The sequence below is a fragment of the Candidatus Pantoea communis genome (assembly GCF_011752685.1).
Taxonomy (GTDB): Bacteria; Pseudomonadota; Gammaproteobacteria; order Enterobacterales; family Enterobacteriaceae; genus Pantoea; species Pantoea communis.
Genome location: NZ_VWXC01000023.1, coordinates 66,294 through 80,986, shown reverse-complemented (window position 1 = coordinate 80,986; position 14,693 = coordinate 66,294). Strand labels below are relative to the sequence as shown.

The 14,693-nt window shown below is 55.7% G+C and carries 15 protein-coding genes, 1 tRNA gene and 1 riboswitch; of the genes, 9 read left to right on the top strand and 7 right to left on the bottom strand.

The annotated features are described in order from the left end of the window. Positions 1–3 precede the first annotated feature (3 nt). The 4 genes from baeR (at position 4) to F3J37_RS23460 (ending at position 3,776) form a co-directional block, all read left to right on the top strand. Positions 4–711 carry an envelope stress response regulator BaeR gene (baeR, locus tag F3J37_RS23475; RefSeq protein ID WP_097116631.1) on the top strand — a complete coding sequence of 236 codons (708 nt, stop codon included), beginning with the start codon at positions 4–6 and terminating at the stop codon, positions 709–711. Between the two features lie 139 nt (positions 712–850). Continuing rightward, on the top strand, positions 851–2,218 hold the full coding sequence (gene trhP / locus F3J37_RS23470) for a prephenate-dependent tRNA uridine(34) hydroxylase TrhP (RefSeq protein ID WP_166936171.1): 1,368 nt from the start codon (positions 851–853) through the stop codon (positions 2,216–2,218). Positions 2,219–2,449: 231 nt separating this feature from the next. Beyond that, positions 2,450–3,349, top strand: coding sequence for a lipid kinase YegS (gene yegS, locus F3J37_RS23465; protein WP_160833495.1), 900 nt, complete (start codon positions 2,450–2,452; stop codon positions 3,347–3,349). A 25-nt stretch (positions 3,350–3,374) separates the two neighbouring features. Beyond that, positions 3,375–3,776, top strand: coding sequence for a hypothetical protein (locus tag F3J37_RS23460; protein WP_166936169.1), 402 nt, complete (start codon positions 3,375–3,377; stop codon positions 3,774–3,776). Between the two features lie 155 nt (positions 3,777–3,931). On the opposite strand, the gene F3J37_RS23455 is transcribed toward F3J37_RS23460, so the two are convergent. After that, positions 3,932–5,053, bottom strand: a complete 1,122-nt coding sequence (locus F3J37_RS23455) for a Gfo/Idh/MocA family protein (protein WP_166936167.1) — start codon at positions 5,051–5,053, stop codon at positions 3,932–3,934. A gap of 308 nt (positions 5,054–5,361) precedes the next feature. Here F3J37_RS23455 and F3J37_RS23450 point away from each other — a divergent pair. Continuing rightward, a tRNA-Asn gene (locus tag F3J37_RS23450) sits at positions 5,362–5,437 on the top strand. 53 nt (positions 5,438–5,490) lie between these two features. Here the strand turns inward: F3J37_RS23450 and F3J37_RS23445 are convergent. From F3J37_RS23445 to F3J37_RS23435, 3 genes are all read right to left on the bottom strand, one after another. Further along, positions 5,491–5,823 carry a type II toxin-antitoxin system PemK/MazF family toxin gene (locus tag F3J37_RS23445; protein WP_034824863.1) on the bottom strand — a complete coding sequence of 111 codons (333 nt, stop codon included), beginning with the start codon at positions 5,821–5,823 and terminating at the stop codon, positions 5,491–5,493. Then, complete coding sequence (locus tag F3J37_RS23440) at positions 5,824–6,081, bottom strand: AbrB/MazE/SpoVT family DNA-binding domain-containing protein (RefSeq protein WP_166936165.1); 258 nt, start codon at positions 6,079–6,081, stop codon at positions 5,824–5,826. 229 nt (positions 6,082–6,310) lie between these two features. Then, positions 6,311–6,484: a hypothetical protein gene (locus F3J37_RS23435; protein WP_166936163.1), complete on the bottom strand. Its 174-nt coding sequence runs from the start codon at positions 6,482–6,484 to the stop codon at positions 6,311–6,313. Positions 6,485–6,756: 272 nt separating this feature from the next. Between F3J37_RS23435 and F3J37_RS23430 the strand changes: the two genes are divergently transcribed. The 4 genes from F3J37_RS23430 to F3J37_RS23415 all read left to right on the top strand — a co-directional run bounded on the left by F3J37_RS23430 (position 6,757) and on the right by F3J37_RS23415 (position 11,521). Next, a complete protein-coding gene (locus F3J37_RS23430; RefSeq protein ID WP_160868019.1) occupies positions 6,757–7,767 on the top strand; it encodes a Zn-dependent oxidoreductase in 1,011 nt (336 codons plus the stop codon). Between the two features lie 172 nt (positions 7,768–7,939). Further along, a complete protein-coding gene (locus F3J37_RS23425; RefSeq protein ID WP_166936161.1) occupies positions 7,940–9,223 on the top strand; it encodes an MFS transporter in 1,284 nt (427 codons plus the stop codon). A gap of 52 nt (positions 9,224–9,275) precedes the next feature. Further along, a complete protein-coding gene (locus F3J37_RS23420; RefSeq protein ID WP_166936159.1) occupies positions 9,276–10,736 on the top strand; it encodes a mannitol dehydrogenase family protein in 1,461 nt (486 codons plus the stop codon). Between the two features lie 98 nt (positions 10,737–10,834). Further along, the gene (locus F3J37_RS23415) at positions 10,835–11,521 is read left to right on the top strand and encodes a GntR family transcriptional regulator (protein WP_034824871.1); all 687 of its coding nucleotides are present in this window, start codon (positions 10,835–10,837) and stop codon (positions 11,519–11,521) included. Positions 11,522–11,663: 142 nt separating this feature from the next. Here F3J37_RS23415 and fbaB read toward each other — a convergent pair whose 3' ends face one another. From fbaB to thiM, 3 genes are all read right to left on the bottom strand, one after another. Next, the gene (gene fbaB, locus F3J37_RS23410; protein WP_166936157.1) at positions 11,664–12,716 is read right to left on the bottom strand and encodes a class I fructose-bisphosphate aldolase; all 1,053 of its coding nucleotides are present in this window, start codon (positions 12,714–12,716) and stop codon (positions 11,664–11,666) included. A gap of 208 nt (positions 12,717–12,924) precedes the next feature. Beyond that, a complete protein-coding gene (gene thiD, locus F3J37_RS23405) occupies positions 12,925–13,725 on the bottom strand; it encodes a bifunctional hydroxymethylpyrimidine kinase/phosphomethylpyrimidine kinase (protein ID WP_166936155.1) in 801 nt (266 codons plus the stop codon). Next, positions 13,722–14,507, bottom strand: a complete 786-nt coding sequence (gene thiM / locus F3J37_RS23400; RefSeq protein ID WP_166936153.1) for a hydroxyethylthiazole kinase — start codon at positions 14,505–14,507, stop codon at positions 13,722–13,724. The genes thiD and thiM overlap by 4 nt, the downstream gene beginning before the upstream one ends. A 33-nt stretch (positions 14,508–14,540) precedes the next feature. Continuing rightward, positions 14,541–14,636: riboswitch (TPP riboswitch) on the bottom strand. Between the last annotated feature and the right edge of the window lie 57 nt (positions 14,637–14,693).

Genomic DNA, 14,693 nt, shown 5'->3' with positions numbered 1-14,693 from the left:
CTTATGAGCCCGGATAATCACGATCCCCTGATTCTTATTGTTGAAGACGAACCGAAACTGGCGCAGCTGATGATCGATTATCTGCAGGCGTCCAACTATCGCACCCACCATATTGCCGATGGCAATGAAGTGCTGAACTACGTGCAGCACTCACCGCCGGATTTGATGCTGCTGGATTTGATGCTACCAGGTCGCGATGGCTTAACGCTGTGTCGTGAAATCCGCCGTTTCTCTGAGCTGCCGATCATTATGGTGACAGCACGCACCGAGGAGATCGACCGCCTGCTGGGGCTGGAGATTGGAGCGGATGATTACATCTGCAAACCGTTCAGCCCGCGTGAGGTGGTGGCGCGCGTGAAAACCATTTTGCGCCGTGTAAAACGTTCGCCGGAAGAAGCGCAGCTCGCCTCGCATCTGCTGATTGATGAAGGACGTTTTCAGGCCAGCTGGCGCGAACAGCAGCTGGAACTGACGCCTGCTGAATTCCGCTTGCTGAAAACCCTGGCGCTGGAGCCGGGTAAAGTGTTCTCGCGTGAACAGTTACTGAATCATCTTTATGACGATTATCGCGTGGTCACTGACCGTACTATCGACAGCCATATCAAGAACCTGCGACGCAAGCTGGAAAACCTCGATGCGGAGCAGCCGTTTATTCGCGCGGTGTACGGCATGGGCTATCGCTGGGAAGCGGACGTCTGTCGCCTGATGTAGCGCTCGCTTGATGTAGATCAATTTACTTCAGCGGCGGCCCTGCCTACAATTCCCCACCTTTTGCAGGGCCGTTTGATGCGGCTCATGCACCTGCCATCGTCGATGGCATGCTGACCTGACATCAGTGAGAATTCCCTCCATGTTTAAACCCGAACTCCTTTCTCCAGCGGGATCGCTGAAGAATATGCGCTATGCCTTTGCCTATGGCGCAGACGCGGTGTATGCCGGTCAACCGCGCTACAGCCTGCGCGTGCGTAATAATGAATTCACCCACGAAGTGCTGGCTAAAGGCATTGAAGAAGCGCACCAGCTGGGCAAGAAATTTTACGTGGTGGTGAACATCGCGCCGCATAACGCCAAGCTGAAAACCTTTATCCGCGACCTGACGCCGGTGGTGGAGATGCAGCCCGATGCGCTGATTATGTCCGACCCCGGCCTGATTATGCTGGTGCGTGAAGCTTTTCCGGAGATGCCAATTCATCTGTCGGTGCAGGCCAATGCGGTGAACTGGGCGACGGTGAAGTTCTGGCAGCAGATGGGGCTGACCCGCGTGATTCTGTCGCGCGAGCTGTCGCTGGACGAGATTGCTGAGATTCGCCAGCAGGTGCCAGAAATGGAGATTGAGATCTTCGTGCACGGTGCACTGTGCATGGCCTACTCGGGGCGCTGTTTGCTTTCCGGTTATCTCAATAAGCGCGATCCAAATCAGGGAACCTGCACTAACGCCTGCCGCTGGGAATACAAAGTGGAAGAAGGCAAACAGGATGAGGTGGGCAATATTGTCGGCTTCCACCAGCCGGTTGAGGTGCAGGAGCCCACGCTGGGCGTTGGCGCGACGACCGACCGTGTATTCTTGTTAGAAGAGAAGATGAAGCCCGGTGAAGTGATGAGTGCCTTTGAAGATGAACACGGCACTTACATCATGAACTCAAAGGATTTACGCGCGGTGGCCCACGTCGAGCGCCTGAGCCAGATGGGCGTGCATTCACTGAAAATTGAAGGCCGTACCAAATCTTTCTATTACTGTGCTCGCACCGCGCAGGTGTATCGTCGTGCTATTGATGATGCGGCAGCGGGCAAGCCGTTCGATCCGGCGCTGCTGGAGACGCTGGAAGGTTTGGCGCATCGTGGCTATACCGAAGGTTTCCTGCGTCGTCATACGCATGACAGTTATCAGAACTATGAACAGGGTTTCTCGGTATCCGAGCGCCAGCAGTTTGTGGGAGAGTTTACCGGTGAACGTCGCGGCGACTGGGCGCAAATTGCCGTGAAGAATAAGTTTTTGCTCGGCGATTCTGTGGAGATCATGACGCCGCAGGGCAATCTGAACTGTACGCTGGAATCGATGCAGAATGATAAAGGTGCAGCGGTAAATGTCGCGCCAGGAGATGGACATAAGGTGTGGATCCCGGTACCGGAATCGGTGGATCTGGCCTTTGCTTTGCTAATGCGTAATTTCACTGACGGCAACAGCACCTACGATCCGCACGGAAAAAAGCGCACATAATGAAAAGAAAGGCGCGAAGTTAGAACAGGATCACAGACCGCCGCTGCGCCTCGCTTTAGAATCCCGCCTGCTGCTAACGAGTAACAATAAACAGCAGGTAGTACCAGGAACCACCTCATTCACCCGCCCGGCTCCCCCGTGCGGGTTTTCTTTTTTCATCGCCCGCCGATAAAGTTCCTCGCCCAGCTATGCTATAACCTCTGCATCGTATTTCGCCTCAAGGAACTGATTATGCAAAATAAACCACTGACGCTGCTGATCCTCAATGGGAAAGGCGCGGGCAATGAAGATTTGCGTGCGGCGGTGAATACGCTGCGCGATGAAGGTTTTAATCTGGCGGTACGCGTGACCTGGGAAAAGGGCGACGGTGACCGTTACGTGCAGGAAGCGGTGGAATTGCAGGCTGAAACCGTGGTAGCGGGCGGCGGCGATGGCACCATCAATGAAATCGCCACAGCGCTGGCGGCAGTGCCTGCAGAGCAGCGTCCAGCACTGGGTATTCTGCCGCTTGGCACGGCCAATGATTTCGCCACCAGCGTGGGGATTCCAGAGGAGATGGAACCGGCACTGCGTCTGGCGGTGTTGGGTAAAGCCAGCGCGATTGATTTGGCGCGCGTGAATGGCGATCGCTACTTTATCAATATGGCGACCGGCGGCTTTGGCACGCGTATTACCACGGAGACGCCGGAGAAATTGAAATCGGCTTTAGGCGGCGTGTCCTATTTTATTCATGGTTTGATGCGAGTGGATGCGCTGAAGCCGGATAGCTGTGAGATCAGCGGTCCGGGCTTTGAGTGGCAAGGTGATGCACTGGTGATCGGCATTGGTAATGGTCGTCAGGCAGGTGGCGGACAGAAGCTGTGTCCGGATGCGTTGATCAATGATGGGCAGCTGAATCTGAGCATCGTCACCGCGCAGGAGTTGTTGCCGACGTTGCTGCATTCGCTGACGCGTAATGATGAGAATCCGAATATTGTCTCGGCGCAGCTGCAGTCGCTGAGCATTCGCTCACCGCACGAGATGACGTTTAACCTGGACGGCGAACCGCTGACCGGCAGCGAATTTGAAATTGAGGTGATGCCAGGCGCGCTGAGCTGCCGCCTGCCGCCGCAGTGCCCGCTGCTGGCGTGATGTTTGTTGGTTAGAGGCGGGTGAAATGCAGTCTGGATTGCTGGTGGTGATGCAGCCTGGGTTGCTGGTGGTAACGCAGTCTGGGTTGCTGGTGATAACGCAGCCTGGGTTGCTGGTGATAACGCAGCCTGGGTTGCTGGTGATAACGCAGTCTGGGTTGCTGGTGATAACGCAGTCTGGGTTGCTGGTGATAACGCAGTCTGGGTTGCTGGTGATAACGCAGTCTGGGGTCGCTTTGGGGCTGGCGGTCCTCGCGCCGCTGACGCGGTGCCTTCACTTCACTCGTCAGCCGGACGGACCGGCGCAGACGGAACATCCCTGTTCCGGCTGCGCCTTTCGCCAGCATCCATGCTGGCTCTCCTGGCTTCCTCATTCCGTTCAGCGCTGCGAAATGCCATCCCCAAACCGACCCCAGCCTGCTCATTAACTTGAGTGCATGCCGTCAGAGGTGCTGCCTGTTAGACATTGCGCTCATTGGCTAACTTTGGCTGCCGCCAGAATCACTCTTTAGCAATATTCACTACCGGCTCAGAAGCTGCCCTAGCCTGCCCAACAGCTTGAATGCGTACTGTAAGAAGGGCGTTACACCTTCATCCAGCGACGCTCGACGGCGGACACCGCCACCGCTTCCAGTACTTTCTGTACCTGCAAGCCTTCGGCAAAATCTGGCCACATACGATCGCCGGCTGCGATACCGTTGATCAAGTCACGGATCTCCACGGTTTTCTGATCGTTAAAACCAATACCGTGACCCGCTGATACGCAGAAGTTAGCGTAATCCGGATGGGCCGGGCCAGTCAAAATGGTTTTGAAGCCCTGACGTCCGGCAGGTTCATCATGGATATACAGCTCCAGCTCGGCCATGCGCTCCTGGGTGTAGCGCAGCGTGCCTTTGGTGCCGGTGACCACGTAGGTGAGGCCCATTTTGCTGCCACAGGCGATGCGTGAAGTCTCGAACACACCGTGTGCACCGTTTTTAAAGCGCAGCAGCGCGCTGGCCTGATCTTCGTTCTCTACCGGCAGCAGACGTGAAGGGTCTTTCGGATCGGGACGCTGTTTAATCACCGTCATCATATCGCCGCTGACTTCTTCGATGTCGCCCACCAGATAGTGCGCCATATTGACGATATGCGCCGCCAGATCGCCCAGCGCACCTAAACCGGCCAGCGCTTTCTGACAGTGCCAGTCGAGCGGGGTTTCCGGATGTGCCAGATAATCTTCGTTGTGGGTGCCGTAAAAATGAATCACTTCACCAATTTCACCACGCGCAATGATTTCACGCGCCAGTTGGCTGGTCGGGTTTTTCATGTAGTTGAAGCCAACCAGCGTTTTCACGCCTGCCTGCTGTGCGGCCTGCACCATCTCTTCTGCATCGGCTACAGACAACGAGAGCGGCTTCTCGGAATAAACGTGTTTGCCGTTGCGGATCGCTTCCAGCGCCATCTCTTTGTGCAGGAAGTTCGGGGCGCAGATGTCGACCACATCAATATTGGGATCGCGCACCAGCTCGTGCCAGTCGCCGGTTGATCGGGCAAAGCCAAAGGTTGCCGCCTGTTTCGCGGCCAGTTCAGGATTCACCTCTGCCAGCATTTCACGCACGATTTCGCCTTTCAGCGCAAAAACAGTGGGAGCCTGCGCGTAAGCTATGGCGTGACAACGACCAATGTAACCACTGCCGATCATTCCGATTCTGACTTTGTTCATGCTGCACCTGGAGTTGTGGGTGGGAATTGATCTGGAATATATGTTTCGCTTTTGGCCGCCACAACGGCGAAATGAAATATCTGTGATCATACATGCGAGGTATCTGACAAAATCGACAAATCAGAATGTAATTTTGCATAACATTAGTGACTTGCATCACAAACCATCCCGTTATGGAGGGTGATTCAGCGCGCTAAGGCGGAGAAAATCGCAAAATTGACGCTTTATTCAGCAGTCAGTAAAAAATGTAGAAAAGGCCTTTGACAACCCAGAGCCTGCTCGTTACTATGCGCCCCGTTCCAAACGATTCCTCTGTAGTTCAGTCGGTAGAACGGCGGACTGTTAATCCGTATGTCACTGGTTCGAGTCCAGTCAGAGGAGCCAAATTTGAAAAGCCTGCTTTTGAAGCAGGCTTTTTGCTTTTCTGGGTCCTGCCGTTAACTCAAAATAGCATCCAGCCTGGCAAGCACTTCATTCACCACAGCGTCTGGTATGCGTTCCAGCCGCTTGCCGTTCCGGGCAGCCATATCAATGGTTCTGGGCTGGTCGCAGCGAATAACGCCCATCGTTTTTGTTCCTGCCCATTCCAGTGAAACAGTGAAACCTGCCGTGCGAGCAAAGTTTCCGCCGCTGGTAATGGGAACAACAACGGGTAACCGGGTCAGCTTGTTAAACGATGCCTTCGATACGATAAGCACCGGACGTTTTCCGCTTTGCTCGTGGCCTGCAATCGGGTCCAGTGAAACGAGCCAGATTTCCCCTCTGTCCATCTACAGGATCTCCTTGCCCACCGCAGGAGTATCAATCCATTCCCGATCTTCTTCGCTGATTTCGGCGTGCGGATCGCACTGCGCCAGCAGCTCCTCAAGAGAATAATGAGGCCGTTTCTGGGGTTCAATAATCAGGCAGCCATTATTAATGGTCATGCCGACTTCACTGTCCGTCGACAGCTCCAGCGTTTTGAGCACGGCGGGAGGAACCGCCAACATGATGGATCCGCCGACCTTTTTCAGGCGAGTGGTATACATAGAGCACCTCCTAATATTATATTTTAATATAACATCCATGACAGGCTGTGCACAATTATTCATCAGATTCATGGTGATTTCCTTTTCATCATAAAGCGTGAAAAAAGCGGTAATCCATCAAAGGACAGACCCAGCAGTTTTCAAAGGCGGCATTGCCGGTAAAACGGCGACCGTCCTGATACATCAGGCGCTTCTTTCAGGTCATGAAGCATTTCGCACAGGTGGGAACTCAGCGCGTAACAAAGAAGGCCGATAATAGAAAACTGTTTTTGCGGTTTAAAGGATTCTGGCGGTTCAGGTAAACGAAATGCGAGGCGGCTTCCGGATCGGAGCTGTTTCGCAGGAGCATCAGCGGCAGCGTGAAGGCCAGATTTTCCAGGCTCGAAGTCGAACGCTTCAGCAATCAATCGTTCGCATTTGGGCAGCTGAAACAGATGTCTTGCTGAAAATCTCAAATCTTTGCATGCGTTGAAGATTTAAGAACCACACCAAATTCCCCTGTCCATCTCCCAAACTGCCACTGTTCTTCGCTCCCTCTCCCTGCACTCTGTGACTCTCTTCACAACTCTTTAACGCCGACTTGTATGGTAGTATTGGCAAGCGTATTTTTCATTCATTGCATTCCCGTTGCTGCCAAATCCACCAATTGAGTGTGTATCTGGCAAGGAGTAGATGATGAAAAGTGTCGTAATTGAACAACCGGGTGAATTGGTAGTGGCAGAACGCGCATTGCCTGAACCAGCCGCAGGCGAAGTGCGCGTCAAAGTGCAGTTTGCCAGTATCTGCGGTTCAGATGTGCACATCTGGCACGGCCACAACCCATTCGCCAAATACCCGCGCGTGATTGGCCACGAATTCTTTGGCTTGATCGATGCGGTGGGTGAAGGCGTGGATGCCGCGCGTATCGGCGAGCGTGTGGCGGTGGATCCGGTCGTCAGCTGCGGACACTGCTACCCCTGCTCCATCGGTCGCCCAAACGTCTGTAAAGAACTGCAGGTAATCGGTGTGCACCGTGACGGTGGTTTCAGCGAATTTGCGGTGGCACCGGCGAAAAACGCTTTTACTCTGCCCGCTTCTATTCCGGACAAACTCGCCAGCCTGGTGGAACCCTTCACCATCGCGGCGAACATCACCGCCTTCCTCAAACCGCAGGCCAATGACGTGGCGCTGATTTACGGCGCAGGCCCGATGGGCTTAACCGCCATTCAGGTGCTGAAAGGCGTCTACGGCGTGGAAAAAGTGCTGGTGGTGGATCGTCTGCCGGAACGTCTGGCGCTGGCGCAGGAAAATGGCGCTGATCAGGTGTTCAACAACAGTGAGATTCCGCTGGCCGCACAGCTGGAAGGCGTGCAGCCAACCTTGATCATCGATGCCGCCTGCCATCCGACCATTCTGGCAGAAGCCGCTGCTCTCGCCTCTCCGGCGGCGCGTATTGGCCTGCTCGGCTTCTCCGGTGAGCCTTGCAGCATCACGCAGCAGGCGTTAACCAGCAAAGAGTTATCACTGTTTACCTCGCGCCTGAACAGCAATCGCTTCCCGCAGGTGATTGAGTGGATGGAGAAAGGTCAGATTCAGCCAGAGAAATTAGTCACCCACTATTTCCCGCTGGCCGAGATTGAAAAAGCGATGACGCTGTTCGAAAAAGATCCGCGCACCTGCTGCAAAGTGATTCTGCACATGGGTTAAGTTAATCTTCACACCAGGTGTCCTTAATCCGGTGCGTACCCGCCGGCCAATATAATAATCCTCTCAATGCTTCAGGCTGTATCCAGCGGCAAGTGATTAAATCCTCGAAGGGGATGCGATTAAACAGGCCAAACAGAAACAGATTGAAGCATGACGAGGAAACGGAGTTTCTATGTTAAAGAATCTACGCTGGACCCTCGTACTGCTGTTGTTCCTGGTTTATATGATCAACTACCTCGATCGTATTGCCCTTTCTCTGACTGTACCGCTGGTAGAAAAAGACCTGATGATCAACGCCGAACAGTTCGGCATGATTTTCGGTAGCTTCTTCTTTGGCTACGCGCTGTTTAACTTTATCGGTGGCCTGGCGACCGATAAATTTGGCCCGACTATCGTGCTCGGCACCGCCGTCGGTATGTGGTCGCTGTTCTGCGGCATGACCGCACTGGCGACCGGGTTCTGGTCGATGATGATTCTGCGCGTGCTGTTTGGCATGGCGGAAGGCCCAATCTGCGCCTCGGCAAACAAGGCCATCAACGGCTGGTTCCCGAAAAAACAAGCCGCTACCGCAATGGGCTTGCTGAGTGCCGGTTCGCCGCTGGGTGGGGCCGTCGCTGGTCCGATTGTGGGCTATCTGGCGTTATCATTTGGCTGGCGTCCGGCGTTCGTGGTGATCTGCGTGATTGGCCTGGTGTGGATGGGTCTGTGGTTCTTCTTCGCCGCTGATAACCCGGCGCGCAGCAAAAAAGTCTCTGCAGAAGAGCGCGCGCTGGTCGAGAAACTGAAAGCGGAAGAACCGGCTGATGTCATCGATTTATCAGGCAAAGCACACGGCATGGGTTACTACCTGCGTCAGCCGATTATCCTGGTCACCGCTTTCGCCTTCTTCTGCTACAACTATATTCTGTTCTTCTTCCTGAGCTGGTTCCCGGCTTATCTGGTGCAGGCGCACGGCCTGGATATTAAATCCATGAGTATCACCACCATGATCCCGTGGATTGTCGGCTTCGTCGGCCTGGCATTGGGCGGCTGGATTTCGGATAAGATTTTCAACATCACCGGCAAGCTGCTGCTGTCGCGCAAAATTGTCCTGGTGGTCTCGCTGCTGGCTGCCGCCATCTGTGTAGCACTGGCGGGAACGATTAAAGAGGTGAATTCGGCGGTGATCATGATGTCGATCTCCATCTTCTTCCTCTACATCACCGGTGCGATTTACTGGGCGATTATTCAGGATGTGGTGCACAAAAGCCGTGTCGGCAGCATCAGTGGCTTTATCCATCTGATTGGTAGCCTGTCCGGGATTGTTGGACCGATTGTCACGGGCTATATCGTGCAGCACACCGGTAAATTCGACAGCGCCTTTATTCTGGCGGGCTGTGTCGCCGGGATTGGTGCGATGCTGGTGCTGTTTGTGATTCGCAGCCCAAAGACCATCGATAAACCGGTGTCCGCATAACAGATTGACCATAATGGGGCGCTCAGCGCCCCGTTTGCTAAAAGGAAAACGCATGTTAGAGCTTGATCGCCTCCCCGCCGACGTCCAACGTCCCGCTTATGACCGCAGCCAGTTAAAAACCCGCATGGTACATATCGGCTTTGGTGCTTTTCACCGCGCCCATCAGGCGCTCGCGACCGATAAACTGGCTACGGAAGGCAGCGACTGGGGCTACTGCGAAGTGAACCTCAACAGCGGCGCACTGATTCAGGCGCTGCGTCAGCAAGACCTGCTTTATACCCTCACCGAGATGGCCGATAGCAGCCTTAACACCCGCGTGATTGGCGTGGTGACGCAAGCGCTGCATGGCAAAGGCGACGGCATTGATGCGGTGATTGAGGCGATGAGCCAGCCAGATGTGGCGATTGTCTCGATGACGGTGACCGAGAAAGGCTATTGCTACATGCCTTCCAGCGGCAAGCTCAATCCGGATCATCCTGATATCGTGCATGACCTGGAAAACCCCACGCAGCCGCGTTCGCTGCCGGGCCTGATTCTGGCGGCGATTATCCGTCGTCGCGAGCGGAGATTAACACCATTCAGCGTGATGTCCTGCGACAACATGCCGGAGAACGGTCACGTCACGCGCAACGTCGTCACCCAACTGGCAGAACGCCATAGCCACGAACTGGCAGAGTACATTCAAACGCACATCACCTTCCCTTCCACCATGGTGGATCGCATCGTTCCCGCCATGACCGATGCGGCATTTGATGCGCTGGAAGCGCGCTTAGGCAGCAGCGATCCGGTGGCGGTAGAAGCCGAGCCTTTCTTCCAATGGGTCATCGAAGATAACTTCGTTAACGGTCGCCCGGTGTGGGAAAATGCCGGTGCTGAGCTGGTCAGTGATGTATTGCCGTTTGAAGAGATGAAGTTGCGCATGCTGAACGGCAGCCACTCGTTCCTCGCCTATCTCGGCTTCCTCGCCGGATACGAACACATCAGCGATTGCATGGCTGATAACCACTTCCGCACGGCGGCACGCGCGCTGATGTTACAGGATCAGGCCCCGACGCTGCGTACTCAGGGCGTGGATCTCACCGCCTATGCCGACTCGCTGATCGCTCGCTACGAAAACCGCGCCATCAAGCATCGCACTTATCAAATTGCCACCGATGGTACCCAGAAGCTGCCGCAGCGTTTGCTGGACAGCGTGCGCTGGCATCTGCGTAACGGCACATCTTGTGACTATCTGCTGCTGGGTGTGGCGGGCTGGATGCGTTACGTGAGCGGTGTCGATGAGCAAGGTCATGCGATTGAGATTCGCGACCCAATGAAAGAACAATTGGCGAGCATCGTTGCGCACAGTGATGAGGGTGCACAGCGCGTCGAAGCCTTACTGCGGATACAAGCGGTATTTGGCGATGATTTACGTTATCAGACCGCCTTTGTCTCGCGCGTCACCGAGTTGTATAACCAGCTTAATACCCAAGGTGCACGCGCCACGGTACAAGCCCTTGTGACACAGGCATAAGTGCCTTCACAAATGTGTAGCGCAGATGCAGCGTGCTGATTAGACTGAACCTTTCTCATCGGGCTGGCGTAGGCCAGCCGTAATACGGATATTGCTGCATGTCGATTGCCTATACCATTACCACCAGCGAACCCGTAAATCAGCAGATCTATCGTTATCTGCGCAAAGATATCGTGACCTGCGCCATTCATCCCGGCTCGTTGCTGTCGGAAAAAGAAGTGTCCGCGCGCTTTAATGTGTCGCGCCAGCCAGTCCGCGAAGCCTTTATCAAACTGGCGGAAGCGGGCCTGGTGCAGGTGCTGCCGCAGCGCGGCACTTTCGTGCGTAAAATTTCCGCCCAGCGTGTGGCCGACGGCCGTTTTATCCGTGAAGCGGTGGAGATCGCCGTGGTGCGACGTGCTGCACAGGAGATCACTCCCGAAGGCTTGATGGCGCTGGAGCACAATCTTCAGTTGCAGCGTCTGGCGGCAGAACGTCACGACAGCCAGGCATTCTTAGCGCTGGACGATGAGTTTCACCGCCTGATTGCCGAAGGGATTAACTGCCTGCTGGCATGGGAAACGGTGGAGAACATTAAAGCCACCATGGACCGCGTGCGCTTCCTGACCCTGAGTGAAGTGTCGCCACCGGAAAGCCTGATTCAGCAGCATGAAAACATCTACCAGGCGTTAAAAGCGCAAGATGTTGAAGCGGCAGAAGCGGCGATGCGACGTCATCTGCAGGAAATGATTTTGACCATTACGCCGATTGCTGAGCGTAATAGCGAATGGTTTGAAGCGCCTTAGATGATTGACACCCAGCGGATTGATCCGTTGGCGGCGGAGGCAGTGCGCGGACGGCCAGCGCACAGGCCCTGGGAGCATACATTTGTATGTGACCAGGGACGCGCACTGCCCGCCCGCGAAATGGCAAGTCAGCCAGGTTTAATCAGGCAATCGTGACATCTTTCGCCAGATAAACATCCTGCACCGCATTAATCAGCTGTACGCCCTCTTTCAGCGACTTCTTAAACGCCTTACGGCCCAGTATCAGCCCCATCCCGCCCGCGCGTTTGTTGATCACCGCAGTACGCACCGATTCGGCAATGTCAGTGTCTCCGGCTGATGCGCCACCGGAGTTGATCAAGCCCGCACGGCCCATATAGCAGTTCGCCAGCTGGTATCGCACCAGATCGATCGGGTTCTCTGTGGTCAGCTTGCTGTAAACGCGCTCGTCGGTATGGCCGAATTTCACCGCCTTGTAGCCGCCGTTGTTCTCGGCCATTTTCTGCTTGACGATATCTGCGCCAATGGTCGCCGCCAGATGGTTGGCCTGGCCGGTCAAATCGGCGCTGGCATGGTAATCCACGCCGTCTTTCTTGAAGCCATCATTACGCAGATAGGCCCACAGTACGGTCACCATACCCAGCTCATGCGCGCGCTCAAAGGCGGCCGAGATCTCTTCAATCTGACGGCGTGACTGCTCAGAACCAAAATAGATGGTCGCGCCTACCGCGATAGCACCCAAATTGAATGCCTGCTCAACGCTGGCGTACAACGTTTGATCGTACTGGGTGGGATAGCTCAGGGTTTCGTTGTGGTTCAGTTTCACCATAAACGGAATGCGGTGTGCATAGCGGCGTGATACCGAGGCCAGCACACCATAGGTAGAGGCGACACAGTTACAGCCGGCTTCAATCGCCAGCTCAACAATGTTCTTCGGATCGAAGTAAGCCGGGTTGGCGGCAAAAGAGGCACCCGCTGAGTGCTCAACGCCCTGATCGACCGGCAAAATCGACAGATAGCCGGTGCCCGCCAGGCGACCAGTGTTATACAGGCTTTGCATATTGCGTAATACGGCAGGAGAACGATTGTTGTCGATCATCACACGATCGACGAAATCCGCGCCCGGTAAATAAAGGCTGTCCGCTGGAATGGTCATGCAGCGATGTTGAAGAAGTGAATCCGCTTCTTTGCCCAATAACTGTACGATGTCCGTCATGTTGGCTCCTGAAATAAATGGCTGGAATGGAACCGGCAATGGCCGATTCGCCCCCAACAGCCTGGACCGAAAAGCGCCAGGCTGGCAAATTGCTGACTCCATTTTTCAGACGGATACGCAGTAAAAAAAATTCTGCCACCTTGCGATGGGCGGCCTTCAGATTGAATCCTGCAACGCAGAGGCACGCCTTAATCGCCGTTCTGCTGCCCTACCACCACTGATGGAAATGGTGCACCGGACCAATGCCCTTGCCGACTTCCAGCGAGTCCGCTTGCAGCAAGGCCCGCTGCAGCCAGGCTTTGGCTTCGGTGACTGTATCCGCCCAGTTATCGTGACGTGGACGCAGTGCCGCTAAAGCGGCGGACAGCGAACAACCGGTGCCGTGGGTATGGCGCGTATTGACGCGCGGTGCGGTAAAGCGCTGACGCCCTGCGCGGGTGATCAGCCAATCCGGGCTTTCGGCATCACTGAGATGTCCGCCTTTCATCAGTACCGCTTCACAACCGAGATCCAGCAGCGCATCGCCCTGCATTAGCATGGTTTTCTCATCCTGCGCCATATCACGTCCCAGTAGCGCAGCCGCTTCCGGCAAATTGGGCGTGATCAACGACACCTGCGGCAGCAGCAGTTCACGCACGCTGGCCACTGCATCGGGCGACAGCAGCGGATCGCCGCTTTTGGCAATCATCACCGTATCCAGCACCACAAACGGCAGGCTGGCGCGTTTCAGCCGCTCGGCCACCACTTCAACAATCGCGGTTTCCGACAGCATGCCGATTTTGGCGGCATCGATACGCACATCGTCCAGCACCGAATCCAATTGCGCCCCAACGAAATCGGGTTCAATGCGATACACCGACTGCACGCCGCAGGTGTTCTGCGCCACCAGCGCGGTAATCACACTGGTGCCATACGCACCCAGCGCGGAGAAGGCTTTGAGATCGGCCTGAATGCCCGCGCCGCCGCTCGGGTCAGTGCCTGCAATGGTTAACGCGTTGATGCGTTTCATACAGCAACCTCCAGCGTCCAGAGGTTATCGAGGAAAGCCGCGACAAAGCTGCCTGGCCCCTGAACAGCACGCGCCGCCTGCTCGCCCGCCAGCGACATCACGCGACATGCCGCCGCCACATGCTGCAAGCGGTCGCCTGGTAAGCTGCTGAAGGCCGCGACCACGGCGGAAAGCGCGCAGCCGGTGCCGACCACGCGCGTCATCAGCGGGCTGCCGCCTGGAATCGCCAGCGTGCGTTTGCCATCAGTGACGTAATCGACTTCGCCGGTGACCGCCACCAGCGTGTGGTAATCCTGTGCCAACTGTTGTGCCGCGCTCAGTGCGGCATCTGCCTGATGCACGCTGTCCACGCCGCTCCCGCCCGCAGCCTGGTGAGCCAGCGCGAGGATTTCCGAGGCGTTGCCACGAATTGCGGCGGGATGCAGGCTCAGCAGCTGCTGGCAGAATTCGGTGCGGAATGAGAGTGCGCCAGCGGCAACCGGATCGAGCGTCCAGGGCGTACCGACTTTAGAAGCGGACTGCACCGCCGCCAGCATCGCATCGCGACGGTCGCGGGTTAAGGTCCCGACGTTGATCAGCAGCGCATCGGCAAAACTCACGAACTGCGCGGCTTCTTCGGCATCGATCACCATCGCGGGAGAGGCTTGCAAAGCCAGCAGCACATTGGCGGTAAAGGTTTGCACCACATCATTGGTCATGCAGTGCACCAGCGGTGCCTGCTGACGTAGCAGCTGCAGGGACTGCGCGAGTTGCGCGGAGGTAAGAAGGTCAGGCTGTGTCATAAAACTCCCAACCGGCGATCAAGAAGGCGAATGCAGTCAGGCATCTGACTTCCCTACGCTGGCATTATCCAGATCAGGTCAGCGGGTGTATCTCAGCCCTGTTGAACAGGGGCACCCCGAGTCATGGCATGGTAAACATGCCGCACACAGGATAAGGGCTGTCCGGGAGGTTGTAAATCGTGGGAA